The sequence below is a fragment of the Corynebacterium amycolatum SK46 genome (assembly GCF_000173655.1).
Lineage (GTDB): Bacteria > Actinomycetota > Actinomycetes > Mycobacteriales > Mycobacteriaceae > Corynebacterium > Corynebacterium amycolatum_A.
This window is the reverse complement of the sequence record NZ_ABZU01000009.1, coordinates 26,446-46,224: the sequence shown is the minus strand read 5'-3', so window position 1 is coordinate 46,224 and position 19,779 is coordinate 26,446. Positions and strand designations below refer to the sequence as shown.

12 protein-coding genes and 1 other RNA gene are annotated in these 19,779 nt (G+C 59.5%); 5 read left to right on the top strand and 8 right to left on the bottom strand.

Going from position 1 to position 19,779, the window contains the following annotated elements; translation table 11 throughout:
• The first annotated feature begins 55 nt into the window (after positions 1 to 55).
• Positions 56 to 520, top strand: an RNA gene (gene rnpB / locus CORAM0001_RS10910) — RNase P RNA component class A.
• A gap of 11 nt (positions 521 to 531) precedes the next feature.
• On the opposite strand, the gene CORAM0001_RS06975 is transcribed toward rnpB, so the two are convergent.
• Positions 532 to 1,695, bottom strand: coding sequence for a galactokinase family protein (locus CORAM0001_RS06975; RefSeq protein WP_005510979.1), 1,164 nt, complete (start codon positions 1,693 to 1,695; stop codon positions 532 to 534).
• 263 nt (positions 1,696 to 1,958) lie between these two features.
• Here CORAM0001_RS06975 and CORAM0001_RS06970 point away from each other — a divergent pair, with 263 nt between their 5' ends.
• Complete coding sequence (locus CORAM0001_RS06970) at positions 1,959 to 2,162, top strand: SPOR domain-containing protein (RefSeq protein WP_005510996.1); 204 nt, start codon at positions 1,959 to 1,961, stop codon at positions 2,160 to 2,162.
• An 11-nt stretch (positions 2,163 to 2,173) separates the two neighbouring features.
• Here the strand turns inward: CORAM0001_RS06970 and CORAM0001_RS06965 are convergent, their stop codons facing one another.
• Positions 2,174 to 4,006, bottom strand: a complete 1,833-nt coding sequence (locus tag CORAM0001_RS06965; RefSeq protein WP_040361493.1) for a CYTH and CHAD domain-containing protein — start codon at positions 4,004 to 4,006, stop codon at positions 2,174 to 2,176.
• 29 nt (positions 4,007 to 4,035) lie between these two features.
• On the bottom strand, positions 4,036 to 4,845 hold the full coding sequence (gene panB / locus CORAM0001_RS06960) for a 3-methyl-2-oxobutanoate hydroxymethyltransferase (protein ID WP_005511006.1): 810 nt from the start codon (positions 4,843 to 4,845) through the stop codon (positions 4,036 to 4,038).
• A 140-nt stretch (positions 4,846 to 4,985) separates the two neighbouring features.
• Between panB and CORAM0001_RS06955 the strand changes: the two genes are divergently transcribed.
• The 3 genes from CORAM0001_RS06955 (at position 4,986) to CORAM0001_RS06945 (ending at position 11,883) form a co-directional block, all read left to right on the top strand.
• Positions 4,986 to 6,326, top strand: coding sequence for a glutamine synthetase family protein (locus tag CORAM0001_RS06955; protein WP_005511085.1), 1,341 nt, complete (start codon positions 4,986 to 4,988; stop codon positions 6,324 to 6,326).
• Positions 6,327 to 6,388: 62 nt separating this feature from the next.
• Positions 6,389 to 9,571 carry a bifunctional [glutamine synthetase] adenylyltransferase/[glutamine synthetase]-adenylyl-L-tyrosine phosphorylase gene (locus CORAM0001_RS06950; RefSeq protein WP_005511091.1) on the top strand — a complete coding sequence of 1,061 codons (3,183 nt, stop codon included), beginning with the start codon at positions 6,389 to 6,391 and terminating at the stop codon, positions 9,569 to 9,571.
• A 98-nt stretch (positions 9,572 to 9,669) separates the two neighbouring features.
• Positions 9,670 to 11,883, top strand: coding sequence for a hypothetical protein (locus CORAM0001_RS06945; RefSeq protein WP_005511082.1), 2,214 nt, complete (start codon positions 9,670 to 9,672; stop codon positions 11,881 to 11,883).
• A gap of 29 nt (positions 11,884 to 11,912) precedes the next feature.
• On the opposite strand, the gene CORAM0001_RS06940 is transcribed toward CORAM0001_RS06945, so the two are convergent.
• From CORAM0001_RS06940 to brnQ, 5 genes are all read right to left on the bottom strand, one after another.
• Positions 11,913 to 13,340 carry an MFS transporter gene (locus CORAM0001_RS06940; RefSeq protein ID WP_005511000.1) on the bottom strand — a complete coding sequence of 476 codons (1,428 nt, stop codon included), beginning with the start codon at positions 13,338 to 13,340 and terminating at the stop codon, positions 11,913 to 11,915.
• A gap of 79 nt (positions 13,341 to 13,419) precedes the next feature.
• Positions 13,420 to 15,156: a thiamine pyrophosphate-binding protein gene (locus CORAM0001_RS06935; RefSeq protein ID WP_244262014.1), complete on the bottom strand. Its 1,737-nt coding sequence runs from the start codon at positions 15,154 to 15,156 to the stop codon at positions 13,420 to 13,422.
• Between the two features lie 135 nt (positions 15,157 to 15,291).
• On the bottom strand, positions 15,292 to 16,740 hold the full coding sequence (thrC, locus tag CORAM0001_RS06930; RefSeq protein ID WP_005511003.1) for a threonine synthase: 1,449 nt from the start codon (positions 16,738 to 16,740) through the stop codon (positions 15,292 to 15,294).
• A gap of 123 nt (positions 16,741 to 16,863) precedes the next feature.
• Positions 16,864 to 18,108, bottom strand: coding sequence for a dicarboxylate/amino acid:cation symporter (locus tag CORAM0001_RS06925; protein ID WP_005511105.1), 1,245 nt, complete (start codon positions 18,106 to 18,108; stop codon positions 16,864 to 16,866).
• A gap of 80 nt (positions 18,109 to 18,188) precedes the next feature.
• On the bottom strand, positions 18,189 to 19,592 hold the full coding sequence (gene brnQ / locus CORAM0001_RS06920) for a branched-chain amino acid transport system II carrier protein (protein WP_005511012.1): 1,404 nt from the start codon (positions 19,590 to 19,592) through the stop codon (positions 18,189 to 18,191).
• Positions 19,593 to 19,779: the final 187 nt, after the last annotated feature.

Genomic DNA, 19,779 nt, shown 5'->3' with positions numbered 1-19,779 from the left:
TGGGCACGGCGGGTTATTTGAATTGCGGTTGTGGCGGGTACACTAACCATTCGAGCGAGCCGGCCGGGTGATCGCGGCAGTTAACGGAACCGGACGCCTCTTTTACAGAGTGTGTCCAGGCCGCTGTCGAGGAAAGTCCGGACTCCACTGGGCATGGTGGTTGCTAACAGCAACCCAGGGTGACCTGCGGGAATAGTGCCACAGAAAATAGACCGCCGGGCCCACAGCCGAAGTCTTCGACGTAAAGCTGTGGAGATCCGGTGAGGGTGAAAAGGTGCGGTAAGAGCGCACCAGCGGGGCAAGTGATTGCCCCGGCTAGGTAAACCCCACCAGGAGCAAGGCAAAATCGCGCATGCTTCGTCGTGCGCGTGCGCGAGTGTTTGAGGGCTGCCCGTCCGATACTCGCGGGTGTGCTGCTTCAGGCTGTCAGCAATGGCAGACCGAGATGGATGATCGCCACCCGGCGCTTTCCGAAAGGAGCGCCGAGGGACAGAATCCGGCTCATAGGCCGACTCGTTCACATAAGCTTTTTTACTCGACCACCGCGCCGGCCGAGGTGTTCTCCACGCGGATGGTCTCGGAACCTCCGTCGTTAAGCGCGGAGGCAATCCGATCGGCGTCGTCGACGTGGGACCACATTACAAGCGACGCACCCGGGCATGGCGCACAACGGGCGATCTTCTCGCAGTCGATGGTGTCGGTCAGCTCGGCAATCTGCCCCAGCACAGAGCTTGCCGACGGCGCGGAGCCACGTTCACTGACGTCGCGCGAAACCCCCGCGATGGCTGCTTGAATATCGCTGTGACGGATGTGGCCGATGACTGCGCGGGCGCGGTCGGAGGATGCGTCGGCGTCGTCGAGCCACTGAATGGCACGGCCGATGGTAGGGATGTCTTCGTCGTCCGGGTGCACCTCGTGACGAGCACGCACCCAGTCCGCGACCCGCTCCTGTGAGTCGGGCAGGCTAGCGAGAGTCGGCACGCCAAAAGCGGCGCAGGCTTGCTGGAAGAACTCGTAGCGCTCCTCGTCGGGCGAACCGCCGGTGACATCGGGGGAGTAAGCGACAGTCAGCGCCAACGACTGCGGGAACGCCGTCTGCGTGACTGCCTCATCCGAGTGGTTGATGCACAGTAGGCTGTCCGGGCGGCTGCGCAGTGCCGTGGTGTAGGGGTACAGCGGCCACGACTGCCCCTTGATCTGCACCATGGTCTCGTGGAGAGCGGTGGCAATACGCGTGCGGGTGGGCACATCATCGCGGTCGCCAAAACGCGCATTGAGAGCCAGCGCGAGAGCACACTGAATTGCCGGAATCTCTCCAAAACCGCGACCTGGCGCGATAGTGGAAGCAATGGTGACCTTCAGGCCGTTGCTATTGCGCGGAACGAGATGCAGCGAGTGCTGCAATGCGACGATGGCAGCCGCGACAGCGGTCGGCACCTGAGAAAAAGCGGCGGGGACGCTATCCGGGAAATCCATCTTGGTAGTTTCGCGCTTGTACACGACAACGAGCTGCTGCTCGTCGATTTCCTCGATACCGACCGCGGCATAGGCCGGAATGGCGGTGGCTAGGAGGATGCCGCCGGAGGACGCGCAGTCCTCACCCAACAGGTTGATGGAACCCGGGGCGTATGCAACTGAAGCATTAGAACCGACGGCATCGAAGACGTCGTTTACGACAGCGGGTGCGGCGGGCATGGGTGAAACCTCTCCAGAGATCGGACTCATAGTGCTGGTGTGCAGTGTTCGCGTTCAACGCTTGTGTTCTAAGGTGAACAATTCCGTCGATAATACCCGCCTCAGGGATGAGTGACAAACCTCTATACTGGGATTTTATGTCGCCGCAGTGCACATGGCAGGCAAAAGGTTGCGTCTTTGCAAGTTTGCTTGTGTGCGGAGTTAGCGGTGGCAGAACCGCTTGATAACTCGACATGTTCTCGATGTAGAAGAGGAGAAGAATCGTGAGCGACAACAGCAGTAAGTGGTACTACCAGCCGTCGACGGGCACGGTGTTTCAGGGGAAGAAAACCGGTTGGGACGACCGAATGGGCCCCTACGATTCCGAAGAGGAAGCCCGCGCTGCCATGGAAAAAGTCGCCGAGCGCAACAAGGCGGCCGACGACTGGGATGAAGAGGATGACGATTGGGGCGCAGCTGAGAAGTAGGCTCTACGCCCTTAGGCCTTCTTGCCCTTCTTAATCTTCTTTTCCATCTTGCGGAAGGCCTTGAAAACCTTTGCCACGGCATCGTCGTACTCATCCAGGGCCTTCAGGCCGTCGTAGTACTCCATTTGGTAGAGCACGCCGTAGCCGAACGTGTCCCTGCCTGCACGGGAGGCACGCTTAGCGCGAGCAAGCACGAAGTCACGCGCAGTGCAGGTGTCCTGGAAGTCACCGAGAACCGACTGCAGGTTCTTGCAGGCAGCGTAGAGCTTTTCGGTCGGCAAGTCCGCATTCTGGGCGGCCTCTGCACTGTAGCGCAGCTTCTTCGCAGCCTTGCGGACATCGTGGTAGCGCTCGTCTAACTCGGCTTCTGGCAGGTCGGCATCCTCGCGACCGTCCAGCACCAAGTTGTGGCGGCGCCTTAGCTTTGAAAATGCCTTGCCCAGATGGTCAAGCAGTACCGCCGTGGTGTCGAGTTCCTCCGCAGCTGCTGTCTTAGTTGTTGCGGGCTGAGATTCAGCCTGCGGAGTCGGGTCTGAGGGCTCAGTGGTGGCCTCAGTATCAACCTCAGCTGTGCCCTTGGCGTCTGCTGCCGAAGAATCCGCCGTGGCTGCGTTCTCCACGCCGTCGCCAAGCGGGTCGCCCTTCTTCTTGGGCTTCTTTTCAGCAGCCTCGGCCTCTTCCGCATTTGCGGCAATCGGCGGGTTGGCGAGGAACTCATCGAGGTCGTCGAGGAGCTGTAGGTACTCACCGGAATTCAGTGCGAAAACGACGCGGTGATGAGCGCGCTCATAGTCCTTTTGTACATCGGCGACGAGATTTGCACGTAGCTCTTCACCCAGAGCGGCGCTATCACGACTAGCCAGCAGCTCTTCCCAGCGCATAGCGACGACCTCGGCGTCACGGGCCACGCCGAGAACTCCCGCCAGTTGTTTGAGATTGTTTTCGAGATCCGCGACCTTATCACCGACAACAATGCCGTGGAAGGTCTGCATGTGACTGCGCAGCTCACGAGTAGCGACACGCATCTGGTGTACCGAGTCGAACTCATCGCGGCGCACCTTCGGATCGTATTCGACCATCTTGGCCACGTTAGCGGCCAGTGCATCGACCACGGTGCGCCCCGGAGTGCCCTTCGGCAGCTTCGCTGGAACCGGCGGCAGGGGAGCGGAGTTGATGGAGTCACCCAACGCCGTCGCCAACTTCGATGGGCTTTCCGACGGCACGGCGCCGGCCACCTCAGCGACCTTGGACATCGCTGCCATTACGGCCTTGCCGTCCGGGTGATTTGCCCAATCCCCCAAAAGCTCAATCTCCCACTCACGCCAGGTAGTGGTTTCGCCGCCGTCGAGGAAGGAAGTCGCCGTGACGTGATCATCCGCGAACTCCGCCATGGGCGCGCCATCGATGGCAAACACAGTGGTGACGTGGCGCTCATTGTCTACCTGCGCGATTGGTTGCAGCGGGTGATTGCGCACAATTGCACGGACCGGGGCAAGCAACTCAGTCGGCACGACGTAGTCGGCATCGCGCCCTTCACCGTTAACAGAGCCCTCTTCCAGACCAACGCCATATTCGAGGCGACCGCCGGTACCCGGCGCCTTCAGATGCCAACCCTCATCGGGGCCGCCAGTGCGGCGACGCAGAGTGTGCTTAGACCGGGTCAGACGCAGGTCCGCCGTGTCCAGGTAAATCGCGGAGAGATTTCGCACCTCAGTGGTGGTGGAGCCAACCTGTGGAACGAAATCGAACGATGGGGCTACCACTTCTGGGGTAGCTGAGAACTTAGATTCCACCTCCAACGCCGCAGTTGGAGTTTTGGACTTAGAACCAGACTTAGATGCCATAAGCACCAAGTCTACCCCGAATCGAAGAGCTAACCCGAGAAGTTCTGCGCCTCAGTTGGGAACTCGCGGGAGTGCACCTGATCGACATACTGCTTAGCTCCCTTGGTCAGCATCTCACCGACCTCTTCGAACACCGAACTAAACGACGGCCTGCGGCCATCAGCCGGAACTGCAAAGGCATCCTGCCAGACGAGAACCTGGCCATCGCACTGATTACCAGCGCCAATGCCGCAGGTCGGGATCGATAGCTCGCGGGTAATCTCGGTGGCCAGATTCGCAGGCACCATCTCCAGAACCACGGCCGCGGCACCAGCATCGGCTACCGCGTGGGCGTCGGCACGCAGTTGTTCCGCCCCCGCACCGCGTCCCTGAACCTTGAATCCGGACAGTGCGTTGACGGACTGTGGGGTGAAACCGATGTGCGCCATTACCGGAATACCGGCGTTGACCAGTGCTCTGATACGTGGAGCGATACGCACGCCACCTTCAATCTTGACCATGTGCGCGCCCGTTTCGCGCATCATCTTCGCGGCCGACAGCACGGCCTGCTCATCGGAGGCCTCGTAGGTGCCGAAAGGCAAGTCGGCCACAACCAGTGCGTTACCAGCACCACGGACGACACCCCGAACCAGTGGGATCATTTCTTCGAGCGTGATCTCAGTGGTGGTGTCATAGCCGTAGATGACGTTTGCTGCAGAGTCACCGACCAACAGCAGCTCGATACCGGCGGCGGAAAAGGCACGCGCGGTGGAGTAGTCGTAGCAGGTCAACATCGCCCAGGGGCGAGACTCAGCCTTCCATTCGGCAAGGTTGTTCAGACGAATCTTTTTTCCGCTCATGTCAATAGAGCATGCCATAGTCACTCGCAATTCGAGGCCACGAGGGCAGCGGTAATGGCACGGGCGCGGCAGTTGGCTAGCCACGCCGGATGGCCAAAATGTGTACCGCGAATCCGGGCACCTGGGTAACGTTGGAAAGTATGAACAGTCAGCAGGAATTCGTCCTCCGCGCAATCGAAGAGCAAGATATCCGCTATATCCGTCTGTGGTTTACCGACATTTTGGGGTACCTGAAGTCCGTTGCCGTCGCACCGGCTGAGCTTGAAGGTTCTTTCGAAGAGGGCATCGGTTTCGATGGCTCCGCGGTAGAGGGCTTTTCCCGTGTCTCCGAAGCTGACACTATTGCGCAACCGGATCCCTCGACGTTCCAGGTCATGCCGCGCTTGCATAAAGAAGACACAATCACCTCCGCGCGCATGTTCTGCGACATTGTCATGCCCGACGGTCAGCCGTCGTGGGCAGATCCACGCCAGGTGCTGCGCCGCCAAATTAAGGCGCTTGCCGACGAGGGCTTCCACGCGTTCATCCACCCGGAGATTGAGTTTTTCCTAGTAGAGAGCCTGGCTACTGATGGAAAGCCGCCGGTGCCAACGGACAATGGCGGTTATTTTGACCAGGCGGTCTACGACCGCGCACCGCGCTTTCGCCAAGAAGCGATCACCGTGTTGGAGGACATGGGGATCCCCGTGGAGTTCTCCCATCACGAAAATGCGCCGGGGCAGCAGGAAATCGATCTGCGCTACGCCGATCCGCTGACTATGGCGGATAACGTGATGTCCTTCCGCTACATCATTAAGCAGATTGCAATGAAAAACGGTGTGCAGGCGACATTCATGCCGAAACCTTTCCAGGATTTGCCGGGCAATGGCATGCACACTCACATTTCCCTCTTTGAAGGGGACACCAATGCATTCCACGACCCGGATGATGAAAACCAGCTCTCCGACACCGCAAAGGGTTTCATTGCCGGCATTCTGACTCACGCCAGCGAAATTTCCGCTGTGACCAATCAGTGGGTCAACTCCTACAAGCGCACGGCATTTGGCGATGAGGCTCCGACGTCCGCGACCTGGGGCATGGCCAACCGCTCGGCTCTCGTGCGTGTGCCCATGTACTCGCCGGGTAAGGCACATTCGCGCCGCGTGGAAATTCGTTCCTTGGACTCGGCCTGTAACCCGTATCTTGCTTACTCGGTGATTTTGGCCGCCGGTCTGAAGGGAATTAAGGAGGGCTATCAGCTTCCGGAGCAGGCAGAGGACAACATCTCCGAGTTGACCAAGCGGGAACGACGTGCGATGGGCTACCGCGATTTGCCGACATCCCTGGAGGTGGCGCTGCAGGAGATGGAACGCTCCGATTTGGTGGCCGATGCTCTCGGTGACCATGTTTACGAGTTCTTCCTGCTCAATAAGTGGCGCGAGTGGCGCGAGTTCCAGCGTCAGGTGACGCAGTGGGAGCTGCGCACAACCCTGGATTATTAGCTTCTCCGTACCGCTCCCTTCCTTTTCTCGTCTTTAATTTGTTTTTTGGGTGACCAGTTTCAATGGTGATGAATCGACCTCGCACATCCCGCCAATCAGTGCCGCGGCCCGCAGCGCTGGGCTTGCGTAACGACGATCGGACGCGCGCTGACCTGGAAGATTTGGGGTGGTACAACGAGGAGTCCCTACACCTGTTGTGGGGGCTTGCCGGAGCCAGCGATCCCAAGCTGGCGCTCATGGCGCTAGTGCGGCTGAAAGGCGCTCTCGACGAGCTGGAGCAGCAGGGAAAGCTGGAGGGCTGGGCCACCTGGTCCGGTCTAGATGAAGCCATGCGCGAGCAGGTGCCGCTGCGTACGCGTATGTTTGCGCTGCTCGGCGGCTCGAGTGCACTGGGCGATCACCTGGTCGCACACCCAGAAAAGTGGGTTCTGCTCCAAGCTGAGCTCCCAACTGAGGCGGACATGTTCCGCGAGATGCTTTCCAGCGTCGGTGCTGTGCCAGAGGCCATCGAACTCACTGATGAGGCCAGCCTGGAAAAGCAGGAGGATCCGGAGTATCGCAAGCCCGTCGTTGCGCCCGCCACGCTCGAAGGCCCCGGTTTATACCGTGCGAAGCTCACCGGCCGTGAGGCGGAAGTTGCGATGCAGTGCGCCTATCGCGATTTGATTATGCGTATTGCGTGCTACGACTTGGCTGGCACGTACCCACGGGGCCCTCGCCGTCCGGGACAGCCACAAGTCCCATTTCGTCAGGTCTCGGAGGCACTCAGTGATCTGGCTGATGCGGCGTTGACGGCTGCGCTCTCGGTCGCGGTGCAACAGGTATTTCCTTCGTCGCCGGTCTCAACACGCCTGGCCGTAATCGCCATGGGTAAGTGCGGTGCGGAAGAGCTGAACTACATCTCCGATGTGGATGTCATATTCGTCGCAGAACCGGCGGATGCCCGAGCCACCCGTTTGGCCAGTGAATTTATCCGGATTTCTTGTCACTGCTTCTTTGAGGTCGACGCGAATCTCCGCCCGGAGGGCAAATCAGGTGCGCTTGTACGCACGGTGGATTCCCACGTCGCCTACTACAAGCGTTGGGCCGAAACCTGGGAGTTCCAGGCGTTACTGAAGGCGCGGCCGATGACGGGCGATGTCGAGCTGGGCCGCGAATATATCGATGCTCTAGCCCCGATGGTGTGGACCGCCTCTCAGCGGGAATCCTTTGTCGACGATGTTCAACGTATGCGCGCCCGCGTGGTCCAAAACGTCCCTGAAGAGCTTCGCTACCGAGAGCTCAAACTCGGTCGCGGTGGACTGCGCGATGTCGAGTTCGCGGTGCAGCTGCTGCAGCTGGTCCATGGTCGCTATGACGATAGCCTCCGCGTGCTGCCAACTGTGATGGCGCTCGACGCACTTGTCGAGGCTGGCTACATCGGTCGCGAAGACGGTGCCGCGCTGATTAACGCCTACGAGTTCGTCCGTCTACTGGAGCACCGCCTGCAGCTGCAGAAGATGCGGCGGACGCATTTGTTGCCTGCCGAGGACGACACCGAAGCTCTTCAGTGGCTCGGTCGGGCCTCTGGCATCGTCGGTGAGGGCGGCACCGATGCCAGCAAACCGCTGGCCAAGCAGGTTCGACTGGCCAGCTCACAGATTCGCTCCCTCCACAACAAGCTTTTCTACCGTCCACTGCTGAACTCCGTGGTGGAGCAGGACATTGGAACCCTGCAGCTATCGGCCGATGCGGCAAAGCGCCAGCTGGCCGCGCTGGGCTATCAGTACCCGGATCGCGCCTACGAGCATCTTTCTGCGCTGGCGGCGGGGACCTCGCGCAAGTCGCGTATTCAGGCGATGCTGCTACCGACGCTGATGGAGTGGTTATCGTCGACGTCAGATCCCGACGCGGGTCTGCTCAATTATCGCAAGCTCTCTGAGAAGCTCCACGACGAAACGTGGTTCCTGCGTACGCTGCGCGATGAGGGGGTCGTCGGCCAGCGGCTGATGCGTGCGCTCGGTTCTTCGCCGTACGCGTCTGATCTGATTATGAGTGCACCGGACGTAATTAAACGGTTCGGCGACGGTGCGTCCGGGCCGAAGCTACTGAATACCGACTCCGATGCAGTCGGGCGTGCGCTGGTCGCAGCGGCTGCCCGTCACAACAGTCCCGCTAAGGCCATTGGCGTGGCACGTGCGTTGCGCCGTGCGGAGCTCGCGCGCATTGCCTCCGCGGATCTCTTCGGGCTGATGGATGTGCAAGAGGTCTGTCACTCTCTGTCGATGGTGTGGGACAACGTGCTCGAAGCTGCCCTCGCCGCTGAAATCCGTGCGTGGTCGCTGGAGCATCCTGACTCGGAGGTCCCGGGCGTTATCTCCGTGATTGGTATGGGGCGGCTCGGCGGTGCTGAGCTGGGCTACGGCTCCGATGCCGATGTGATGTTCATCTGTGAACCCCGCAAGGACGCCGATGGAACGCCGCTTGTCGACGATTCCGAGGCGGTCAAGTGGGCAACCAGGATTTGTGACTCGTTGCGTCGTCGGCTGGCAAAGCCAAGCCAGGACCCGCCATTGGAGGTTGACGTGGACCTGCGTCCAGAAGGACGCTCGGGCCCGATTGTCAGGACTCTGGATTCCTATGTGACCTACTACGAGCGCTGGGGTGAAACCTGGGAGATTCAGGCACTGCTACGTGCTACCTGGATTGCCGGCGATAAAGACCTGGGCACCCGCTTCCTCAAGGCCATCGATCCGTTGAGGTACCCACAGGGCGGAGCTGATGCCAAGATGGTCCGCGATGTCCGCCGTATGAAGGCGCGTGTTGATTCCGAGCGACTGCCTCGCGGAGCTGATCGCCGTACCCACACCAAACTCGGTTCCGGTGCACTGACCGATATTGAATGGACTGTGCAGCTGCTGATCATGCTGCATGCCCACGAAGTGCCGGAGTTGCACAACACTTCGACGCTGGAGTGTCTGGAAGTGCTGCAAGACCGCGGAATTCTAGATGCGGAGGATACCGATGCGCTTCGGGATGCCTGGCTGATGGCGACGAATGCTCGCAATGCGCTGGTGCTCACGCGTGGTAAGCGCACGGATCAGCTGCCACAGCCGGGGCGTCAGCTGACTCAGGTCGCCGGTGCGGCGGGGTGGGAAGCATCGGATTCCAACGGTTTTATTGAGCATTATTTGCGTCTGACTCGTCACTCCAGCCGTGTCGTCAACCGCGTGTTTTGGGGTGAGGAGAACCCCGACCACGAGTAGACCGGGCAGAGGTCTGCCGAACCTCGCTGCGAGGCTGATTATGTGGCAGCGGGGTGCAGCCTTTGTCTTAGCACGGCGACCGGGCATAATGGTGGGCTATGGAACGCAACGTCGATTACTCGGTACGCCCTAGGTATGAGGATTTCATTCTCAACCTCGATGGCACTGACCTGCGTTTTCTATTGAGCCGCACGTGTCCAGCAGCTGACACTTCAGCTGCTGGGCAAGAGGCGGTGGAATTGCTGATGTCACAGGATTCAGCGCATACGGCGCTGTCTTTTTGTGATCCCGATGTTCTCGATGTGGCCCACTTGGTTCATATTCTGGAGGACTCCGCATCGCTGGATACCCTCACGGAAGTGGCCTATTGGGCATCGGATGCGGACGTGATGGCGCACGATACGCCGAAGGGTGTTGACCGCAAGCGTCGTCGCGTCGGCAAGCAGCAGCTTGAGCATGTGCTACGCCGTGGCCAGCGTCAGGGGCTCGTGTGGGAGGAACCGGCGGGTGTGTGGCATGTGCCGCCACATATTTCGGAGGTGTTCCCGGCGGAACCGAGCCTCAGCTTCCGCGTCGCCGACTTGGTGGCGAATATGCCAGCGGATGTGCTGAGTCGCCGTATGGAGCGCATGGGGCTGGAGCCGTATAACGCTCCGGGAGAGGGCACATCGCGAGCACTGAGCGCCAGCGATTTAACGGTGCGAAATTTGCAGGCTCGCCAGGTGGAGCAAATTGCAGGCTTCCTCTGCGATCCGGTGAAGGTGCGGGCTCTGGTGATGACAGCTCCGGTGGATATTCGCAATGAGCTGCGCTGGATGGCAACCGACGAGAAGTACTTGCCCTCCTACATGTGGTCTGAACTGCGTGCCGACGCGGTGCGCTGGGCCGAAGAGCGTCTGCTGCTGACTGTGCTAGAAGAACCGGCGATGCCGGTATCCGAGCAAGAATCGGAAGCACGCACCGAATCGACAGTGGTTGCCCGCCTGGTGGGTGCAGTCGCGTTGGCGCTCAAGGGCGACATGTGGTCGATTCGTAAGCCCCATCCGACGGAGTCTTTCCCGGCAACGCTGCAGTCGAGGGAATTAACCGAAGCTTCGGTGGCTGCGGTGGCGTTTGCTTCGGCGTTTATGGATGCTGCGGGCAGCGGCGACGGGCGTCTGAAGGACCCGTTGCACATGTATGAGGAATCGAGCCTGCTGTGGATTCAGGACTTCGCAGCATCAATAGGTGCGAGTGCTTTCGCGGCGCCCTGGATCGTCGAGATGCTGGTCAACGCCGGATTGATTCACGCTGACAGCGGGCATCCGACTCCACGCGCACTGCAGTACTGGTACAACGCGGATGCCTCGACCCGATGGGCGTATCTCGCGGCGGGCTTCCTCGTTGGTCGCGGTCCGTGGCACGGCGAGTTTCCGTGGGTGACTATGGGCGTCGATGATTTGTCGCATGCCACCCTTGCCTACGGCTACCCGTATGCCGCACGCGAAGTAGTGTCGCTGGCCGCGCAGCTGGAGGAAGACCAGAAGTTCTATGGCTGCTGCGTCGAAGGGCATATGGCTTGGAATGTCGACAACCTCTGCGCTCGCAACGGCGCTGATGGGGAAGCGATGGTCGGTTGGCTGCTGGAGCAGGCCGGCATCTTGGGCATTCTCTACCAAGGGCACGCCTCCTGGCAGGCCATGGCTATCATGTATGCCTTGCACGACATTTGGCTGACGGATCAGCACGTCGGTGCTCAGCGTATGGCCGAACTCATCGCTGAGTATGCCGCTGGCCAGGTGCCGACGGCGGAAGCAGTCCAGATTGCCCGCCTGTTCAAGGATGCCGCACCTAACGAGCGCCTGGCTGCCACACTGGATGGCGTCGCCAGCAACCAGGTTGCCCTCGCATTGGACTTCATCGGCGACCGCGAAACCTGCGCGGAAACCTCCCGCTGGATTATTTCCGAGGAGAGCCTGCGTCGCGCATGCCTCGCGGTTGACGGTGATGTCGATGTCCTGTTTTCCCAGCTGGGACCACTGGTCAATAGTTCTATGAAGCTGGTCATCTACGCCGAACTAGTCCGTATTACCAAGACCGAGAAGCTACAGGAAATGTATGAGCGTGAGGCCGTTACACCAACGCCTTCGCTTGACGACGTCCCGGAGAACGCAGCCCCCGAAACTGACACCGGTGAGCGCATTTCTCATGGTGCTCAGACTGATGGCAGTGAACGCACGGAGGATAGCGGCCACGCAGGCTCCTCCGAGCAAGCGGAGGACTCGGACGACTCGGAGGGCCTGGAAGGGCCAGAGCAGCTTTCGCTGTTCTAGCCGCTCTGTCTCTCGGCTTCCTATAGTTCCTACTCAGTAGGTTCCAGCTCAAAACGGCTCTGCTGGGCGACAAAGCGTGCCGCCGCACGCTTTGCGACCAGTAGGCCAACGAAACCAATCGCCCACACACCGACGACAGCCAACCAGCCAATGCGGAAGGTCTCCCAGGTGTAGTTTCCATCGGGAGCTGCAATATCCAGCAGGAAGCCGACACCTTGTGCTGCGAGCATGGTGGCGACAAAACCGCCCATATTCGCCAGCCCAGTGCCGGTCGCGAGTACCTTTCGATCGACCTCTTCGCGCACTGAGTCGAAACCGAAGTTGGACATCGCGCCAAGACCGGCCATTAGGATGTTGACCACAATAATTGCCCAGTATGCTGGTGGGTTGCTCGGTGCCAGGAACACAATCCAGACGGCCATGTTGATAAACGCGATTGCGACCACAACCTTGATACGGTCGCGGCCGGTGCGTGCCGAGACCATACCCATCAACGGCCCGGCGATAATTACTGACAGCGTGTTAATGACCAGCACCACACTGGCCTCGGAGGGCTTAAGACCCATACCCAGCATCATCAGAGGCATGCCCCACAGCAATGTGAAGATGCACTGATGCATCAAACCAGTCCAGTGAGTGAAGAAACCCTGCCAGCACACCGGGTGGGTAGTGACAATCTTGAGCGTCTGGCCGATAGTCAGTTTCTCATCGGCTACGGCAGGGGCTCCGCCATCAGCAGCCGTCTTCGCGGCCTTTTTGGCAGCGCGGCGTTCACGAAGTGACATCTTTACCGTGGAGGAGTTCTCCGGGACGTCGGCAAGCGCGATCATGCCCACGATGGCGATGAGAAGACCTGCGGTGCTCAGCGACAAGAACGCGGGCACCCACCCCGCGGCGTGCAGAATCGCGAGGAACGGGACCGCAGAGATGAACTGGCCGAGCTGGCCAAGACCAGCCGTGAGCTGCGTGAACAGCGGAGTGACACGCAGCGGGAACCATGCGGGAAGCAGTCGCATCGCACCGAGGAAGGCGGTGGCATCGCCGGCGCCGATGAATACACGAGCGATGACAGCCAGCGGATACGATGTCGTAAACGCGATGATGACCTGGCCCAGCGCCATGATCAGTGCGCCGACGACCATGGTTTTCTTGGCGCCGACGCGGTCAATGATGATGCCCGTCGGAATCTGCGCCAGGGCGTAGACGCCAACCTGCACGGCTGTGAACAGCGCGAGTTGGGAGGCGTTGATATGGAAGCGATCGAGCGCCTCGACGCCAGCGACACCCATGGAGGTGCGGCCGACGATGGCAACGATGTAGGTAATCAGCGCAGCCAGCCAGACGGCAACCGCGCGGCCAGTGACGTGCTCGCGCGGGTCCTTTGCCATTGTGGTGGCGGGCTGATCTGTTGATGAAATCTGATCTTTACCGTTACACTGCTTTACCACTCGCCACATTGTAGACCCCATCAACCAACCGGCCTGAAGTGGGGTTGAACCGGGGGTCTAGGCGACCCCCGATTATGCCCGCGACAAACTACCTTTGTGCCTTTGCCAGAACTTCCTTCACGAAGTCCGCAACCACCAGCCGTGAGACCTTGAAATCAATTACGGCGACGGAAGCCTCAGCGGAGTTGGACACGTCATGGAAATAGGCGTCGAGCTGGGCAAAGTCCTCAGGTGTGCCGACACTGAAACCGTGGGCGCCATAGGCACGCCCGACTGCGGCGAAGTCGTAGTCGGCAATCTCCATCGACGAGGTGTCCAACCCGACATCGCCAAACTGATGCAGCTCCGCGCCGTAGGCAGCATCGTTAATGAACACCACGCAACCGCCACGCCCACGCCGCAGCTGCTCGATCGCCGCAGGTAAATCCGCAATGCCCATCGTGCCGCCACCGTCGCCGGCGACTAGCACGCAATAGTCCTCGGGCCGCGCCGCCGCGAGGCCGACAAGCGACCCCATGCCCAAACCAATTGACTGAATCGCCGTGCCCACAATCACTTGCTGCTGCGGACCAGGCACATCGAGATACTTCGGAACCCACCCCAGGAAATGGCCACCGTCGGTACACACAGCGCGCTGATTGGGCAGGACACGATTCAGATACTGCAGGCACGCCCGCGGATCCAACCGGCCATCCGCGCACGTCAGTGATTCGACCTCCGCTGTCGTCGGCAGTGTCTTCAACTCCGCACGCCATGTGCTTGACGACGATCCCCGGGGCTTCTCCAGCTGCTCTGCCAGTACGGGCAGAAGTTCCTCCAACTTAGCCAATAACGGTGTCACCGACGGCTGAGCGGCAGGATGGGGCTCGTCGACAACCTGGATAATCTTCGCGTCCGGTGCAAACATGTTGCCGCCACGGTTTTGGAAAGCGTTGAAGCTTGCTCCCAGGAACAGCACCACATCGGCCTGTCGAGCTAGCTCCACCTGCCACGCATGCGCAAAACCGCCCACGGTGCCAATCTGCCACGGACTGGAAAGCACATGACGAGCCATCGCTGAGTGCATAAACAGTGCCCCCACACTGTCCCCGATGCGGCGGACTAGGTCTGCGGTATCAGAGAGCAGCACACCTCTACCAGCGATAATGAGTGGGCGACGGGCAGTCTGCAGTTCCTCTGCCAGCGACGTGACAGTTGACTCCAACCATTCTGGTCGGCCGGTGTGTAGATGCTCCTGATTCGTCGACTGTGTTTCAGACGCAGATGCCGTTATCGGTGCTTCTTGGATGTCATAGGGGAGCAGCAGCACAACAGGCTGCCGAGAACTCAGTGCGTGCTGGACCGCAAAGTTTGCGTCGTCAAGCGCGGACTCGGGAGTGACGGTGCGATGACAGACGTCGAGGGCGTCGAGGAGCGCCGCCTGATTGAGGTCAAAGGGACGTGGGCGTTCCGGGTGCGTGCCGACGACAAAAATCAGCGGAATACGGGCTACTCGAGCCTCGGCCAGAGTGGTTAGCGCATTGGTGAATCCTGCGCCGCAAGTGGCGGTCGCGATAGCAAGCCCTCCGCCTGCGCGGTGAAAGGCATCGGCGGCACCCACAGCAGCCGATTCGTGTCGGACGGAGGAGTAGCCGAATCCCGATTCAGTAAGGGCTGACGTGAAGTGGGAGTTCGCGTTGCCGATGAGACCGAAGCAGTGGTCGCAGTGCTGGGCCAGTGTGTCGGCCAGCGCCCGCGAGACCGTTGTGGTCTTTTGGGAACCTTCCTGCGGGGAAGAAACGGGCGCGTGGGGCATAGGACGGCTATTAACTCGAGTGAAACTCATGTGAACAATTGTGAGGTAATCACGGGGGTAATAACAGCCCTATAGCCCAAGATAATGCTGTTTGCCCTTAAAAAAGAGGGCACTATTCCACATCGTTGCTGCGCGGATGGGGGTGACGTTGGGCTCTGTCCGGTTTTAAGCCACGTTGTCGTCGATGAACTTCTTCACCACATCGGCATCATTCGGCAGCTCGGTGACGCGGCGCGGGGCATTCATGATGTCCGCGAAACGCTCCGGGCAATCCGGCTCGCGTCCGGTGGCCTCCAGGATGGTCTCGGAGAACTTTACCGGCAGGGCAGTCTCCAGACAGACAATTGGGGTGGATACCTGGTCTACCAAGCCGCGGGCGACGTGGATGCCGTCAGCGGTGTGCGGATCGACCATGACCTCTAGGCGCTCCCAGCAGTCCTTGATGGTTTCGACGCGGTCAGCGTGAGTCGAGCGACCGGAGAGGAAACCGTACTGGGCAGAAGCCTCCGGGAAGATCGGATCAGCAGTAAGAGAGAAGCCGCCCTCCTTGACCTTGACACCAAAGAGGTCTGCAGTGCGCTCAGCATCGCGTTCCAGCAGGTCGAAGATGAAACGCTCGAAGTTAGACGCGCGGGAGATATCCATCGATGGGGAAGAGGTAGCCTGCGTCTCCGCAGCACTGCGCACGCGGTAGGCACCCGTGCGGAAGAACTCATCCAAGACATCGTTTTCATTGGTAGCCACGATCAGGCGGTCAATTGGCACACCCATCTGACGTGCAATATGGCCGGCGCAGATATCACCGAAGTTGCCGGTCGGCACACTGAAGCTGACCTTCTGCGCGTTATCGGCTTCAGCGCCGTTGCCGCCAGTGACACGAATCCACGAGGAGACGTAGTACACGATCTGAGCCATCAGGCGAGCCCAGTTGATGGAGTTGACTGCGCCAATGTGGCGGCTGGCCTTGTAATCCAAGTCACCGGAGACCGCCTTAACGATGTCCTGGCAATCATCGAAGACACCGTCGAGGGCGACGTTGTGAATGTTGGCATCCTGCAGACCAAACATCTGAGCTTGCTGGAAAGCTGTCATTCGACCAGCCGGAGTAAGCATGAACACGCTGATTCCCTCACGGCCGCGCATTGCGTACTCGGCCGAGGAACCCGTGTCACCAGAGGTGGCGCCGAGGATATTCAGGGTCTCGCCACGACGAGCCAGCTCATACTCGAAGAACTCACCGAGAAGCTGCATCGCCATGTCCTTGAACGCCGCTGTGGGGCCCATGGACAAGTGACCGATGTAGAGCTGATCTTCCAGTTTCGTCACCGGCACAATATTCGGATCGGAGAACTTCGGGTAGGTGTACGCCCGTGCGCAGATACCGCGCAAATCCTCCAGTGGAATGTCGTCCACAAAAAGGCTGACGACCTCTGCAGCCAAGGCTGCGTAACCGTCGTCGACAAGCACGGAGCGCCAACGCGTCAAAGTGGCATCGTCAACCTGAGGGTACTCGACCGGCAGGTAGAGGCCACCGTCGTTAGCGAGACCTCCCAGGAGAATGTCTGAGAACTTGTGCGGCGTGCGCTCTGGGTCGCGAGTCGAAATGAAGTCCAAGGCGGGCCCCTTACATGTATGCCAACACCCGCCGCATCGACCCATAAGAAGGCCTTTTGAAAGTTTGCGACGGGGTTGACCGGTGGATGTTTTCTTTAATTTTTACATATGCACCGAAGCCTGTTAGGCCTCGGTTGCTGAAGATGCGGAATTGGCCTCTTCAGCATCGAAGCTGAGCTCTTCGGAACGGTCGATGACATCATCCTTGGCAAAGCGGTTAACAATCATGGCAATTGCACCGTCACCCGTGACATTACATGCGGTACCGAAGGAGTCGATGGCGATGTAGGCGGCGATCATCAAAGCGACCTGCTCCTGATCGAAGCCCAGCATGGACTGCAGCACACCGACCGCAGCCATAATTGCGCCACCCGGAACGCCCGGAGCAGCAATCATGGTGATACCCAAAGTGAGAATGAAGCCGATGGCCATGCCCGGCGAAAGCGGCTTGTCCGCCATGAACATCACCGCAAACGCGAACAGCGTGATCTTCATCATCGAACCGGCCAGGTGAATGGTCGCGCACAGCGGCACGGTAAAGCCAGCGACCTTCTCCGAGACACCATTCTTCAGCGCGGCCTTGTACGTCACCGGAATGGTAGCGGCCGAGGACGACGTGCCCAGTGCAGTGGCGTAGGCCGGAAGCATATTCTTCAGGGACGTCCACGGGCTGCGGCCCGCGATGGCACCTGCGATAGAGAACTGGATAGCCAACAGGAGCACGGTTCCGATGACGGCCAGAACCAGCACCTTGAAGAACATCGACAGCGTCGTGGTCAGGTTGCCGTTCATGCCCATAGACAGGAACATGCCGAAGATGTAAATCGGCAGCAGCGGGATGATAAACGCCGAGATGATCTTCATAATCACGTCGCGCAGCTGCGTCGCACCGCGGTAGAGCGAGTCCGACTTCACGGTGGTCATCGCCACACCGACTGTGAAAGCCAGCAGTAGGGCGGTCATGACGTCAAACGGCGGTGGCATCTCCACATTGAAGAAGCTCTCCAGCGCGCCCTCATCAATATCCACCGATGCGCCGGCTTGGTCAGCGCCGAGCAGCCAAGGGTAGAGCCCCTGGGTGGCGGCGTAGGCCAATAGACCCGAAAACACCGTCGAGCCGTAGGCGATAGCAGTGGTAATCCCCAGCCACTTTCCGGCGCCGCGTCCCAGGCTGGCAATTGCCGGCGTGATGAGGGCAAAAATCAGCACCGGGATAAAGAAGCCCAGGAAGTTACCAAAGAGGCCATTGAAAGTGACAAAAATTCGAGCCAGCCATTCTGGGAAGAAAAAGCTGCAGACAATGCCCAGAATAATCGCGACAATAACGCGGAATAGGAGCGTTTGCGTAAAACGCATTCGGGTACTCATAGTCAATCCTTGTTCGGATGGAAATTACTTTTCTAGCGTGCGGTATTTACGTTATGCAACGCAAATAACCGGGTGTGGTTTTACGCCTTTTCGGCTACCTCTTCTGCAACGGCCGCGTCGGCAAGCACACTCGCCGGGCGATTTGCGCGCTGCTTTCGCGTGACGACGTCAATTGCGTAACCAATCACCGTCGCTGCCAGAGTCGGCAGGAACCATCCGAACTCGATGGCCTGACCAGGTACGAGACTGAGGAAGTCCGCCAACGCAGAACCGCCGACACCCAAACCGGAGAGTACTGAGATACCCGACCAGATGGTGGCAACCCAGACGCCCAGGCGGTAGGTGTAATGCAGCTTGAAGGAGTAGGAAATGACCGGGTCGAGAAGAGTCAGTGCGATCAGCGTGATAGCCGGCGGGTAAATAAAGGTGATAATCGGCGCGGCAATCGCCAATACCTGAGACAGCCCCTGTGTTGCCATTGCGAAGGACATGACCGTGAAGATAATGGCCCAGGCCTTGTAACTGATCCCCGGAAGCAGCAGGTTGAAGAATTCACTGGTGGCGGCAATCAGGCCGACAGCCGTGGTCATACATGCGAGCAGAACGATGAGACCGAAGACGACCTGACCGCCCTGACCCATGGCCTGTTTGGAAGCCTCCGCGAGAATGCCCGAGCCGTTATCGAAGGAGGCGGCATTCGGCAGCACCTGGCCGATATAGCCCAGGCCCAAGTAGATGATGGCCAGCAAAATGCCGGCGAACAGGCCTGAGATCATTGTGCCGCGAACCATACGCTTGCCCTCTGGGACACCGCTGACGCGGAGGGAAGAAATGACAATGATGCCGAATGCCAGGCCGGCGATGGAGTCCATGGTGAGGTAGCCCTCGACTAGGCCGGAGGCAAAGGGGGTAGAGGAGTACTTCTCAGTTGGCGTAGCCGGAGCGGCATCGAATTTGAATGCGGACATTCCAACCAACACAACCAAGAGAATAAGCAGAGCCGGGGTGAGAATCTTGCCCAGTTTGGACACAATTTCATTCGGATTCCACGCCAATGCTAAGGCGATACCGAAGAAAACGAAGTAGAAGGCCGCAGCGGCGGCCAGCGAATCACTGCCGAAAATCGGCTGGACACCAGTTTCGTACGACACAGCACCGGTACGCGGCAGAGCGTAGAAAGCACCGATGGAAAGGTATGCGATTACCGGGAAGCCCAGGGAAAAGATGCGGCCCGCGCGGAACGCTAAGTCACGCAGGTTGTTGCCTGAAATGGCAATGGCGATGATGGCCAGAACTGGCAATGCCACACCGGTGAGCAGGAAGCCGGTGATTGAGGGGCCAAAGTTGGTACCGGAATCCACTCCGAGCTTCGGCGGGAAGATAAGGTTGCCCGCGCCGAAGAACATCGAAAACAGCATGAGAGCTGTAACAACGATAATGGAAGCGAAAGACTTCGGGGACTCCACTCCGCTCGACTTGGTCATGAGAATTGTGTTCTTTCTAAATTAGTGTCGCCCGTAAGGTCAAGGGCGATGCTGCATGCTGCTGTGGCGACGCCGTTGTTGCCGGTGCTGTGGTGGCGCAAACGCCCGTTACAGCAGCCCAATTGCAGTTCGCGTGCCCCTGTAGATGAAGGGCCACGATGTCGAAAACTGACACTTTTAATGTGAA

Coding starts and splice junctions, on each gene's coding strand:
- CORAM0001_RS06935 (WP_244262014.1), bottom strand. CDS start 15,156: ATGAGTTTCACTCGAGTTAATAGCCGTCCTATGCCCCACGCGCCCGTT.
- CORAM0001_RS06965 (WP_040361493.1), bottom strand. CDS start 4,006: ATGGCATCTAAGTCTGGTTCTAAGTCCAAAACTCCAACTGCGGCGTTG.
- CORAM0001_RS06925 (WP_005511105.1), bottom strand. CDS start 18,108: ATGAGTACCCGAATGCGTTTTACGCAAACGCTCCTATTCCGCGTTATT.
- CORAM0001_RS06945 (WP_005511082.1), top strand. CDS start 9,670: ATGGAACGCAACGTCGATTACTCGGTACGCCCTAGGTATGAGGATTTC.
- panB (WP_005511006.1), bottom strand. CDS start 4,845: ATGAGCGGAAAAAAGATTCGTCTGAACAACCTTGCCGAATGGAAGGCT.
- CORAM0001_RS06940 (WP_005511000.1), bottom strand. CDS start 13,340: ATGTGGCGAGTGGTAAAGCAGTGTAACGGTAAAGATCAGATTTCATCA.
- CORAM0001_RS06975 (WP_005510979.1), bottom strand. CDS start 1,695: ATGCCCGCCGCACCCGCTGTCGTAAACGACGTCTTCGATGCCGTCGGT.
- CORAM0001_RS06950 (WP_005511091.1), top strand. CDS start 6,389: ATGGTGATGAATCGACCTCGCACATCCCGCCAATCAGTGCCGCGGCCC.
- brnQ (WP_005511012.1), bottom strand. CDS start 19,592: ATGACCAAGTCGAGCGGAGTGGAGTCCCCGAAGTCTTTCGCTTCCATT.
- CORAM0001_RS06955 (WP_005511085.1), top strand. CDS start 4,986: ATGAACAGTCAGCAGGAATTCGTCCTCCGCGCAATCGAAGAGCAAGAT.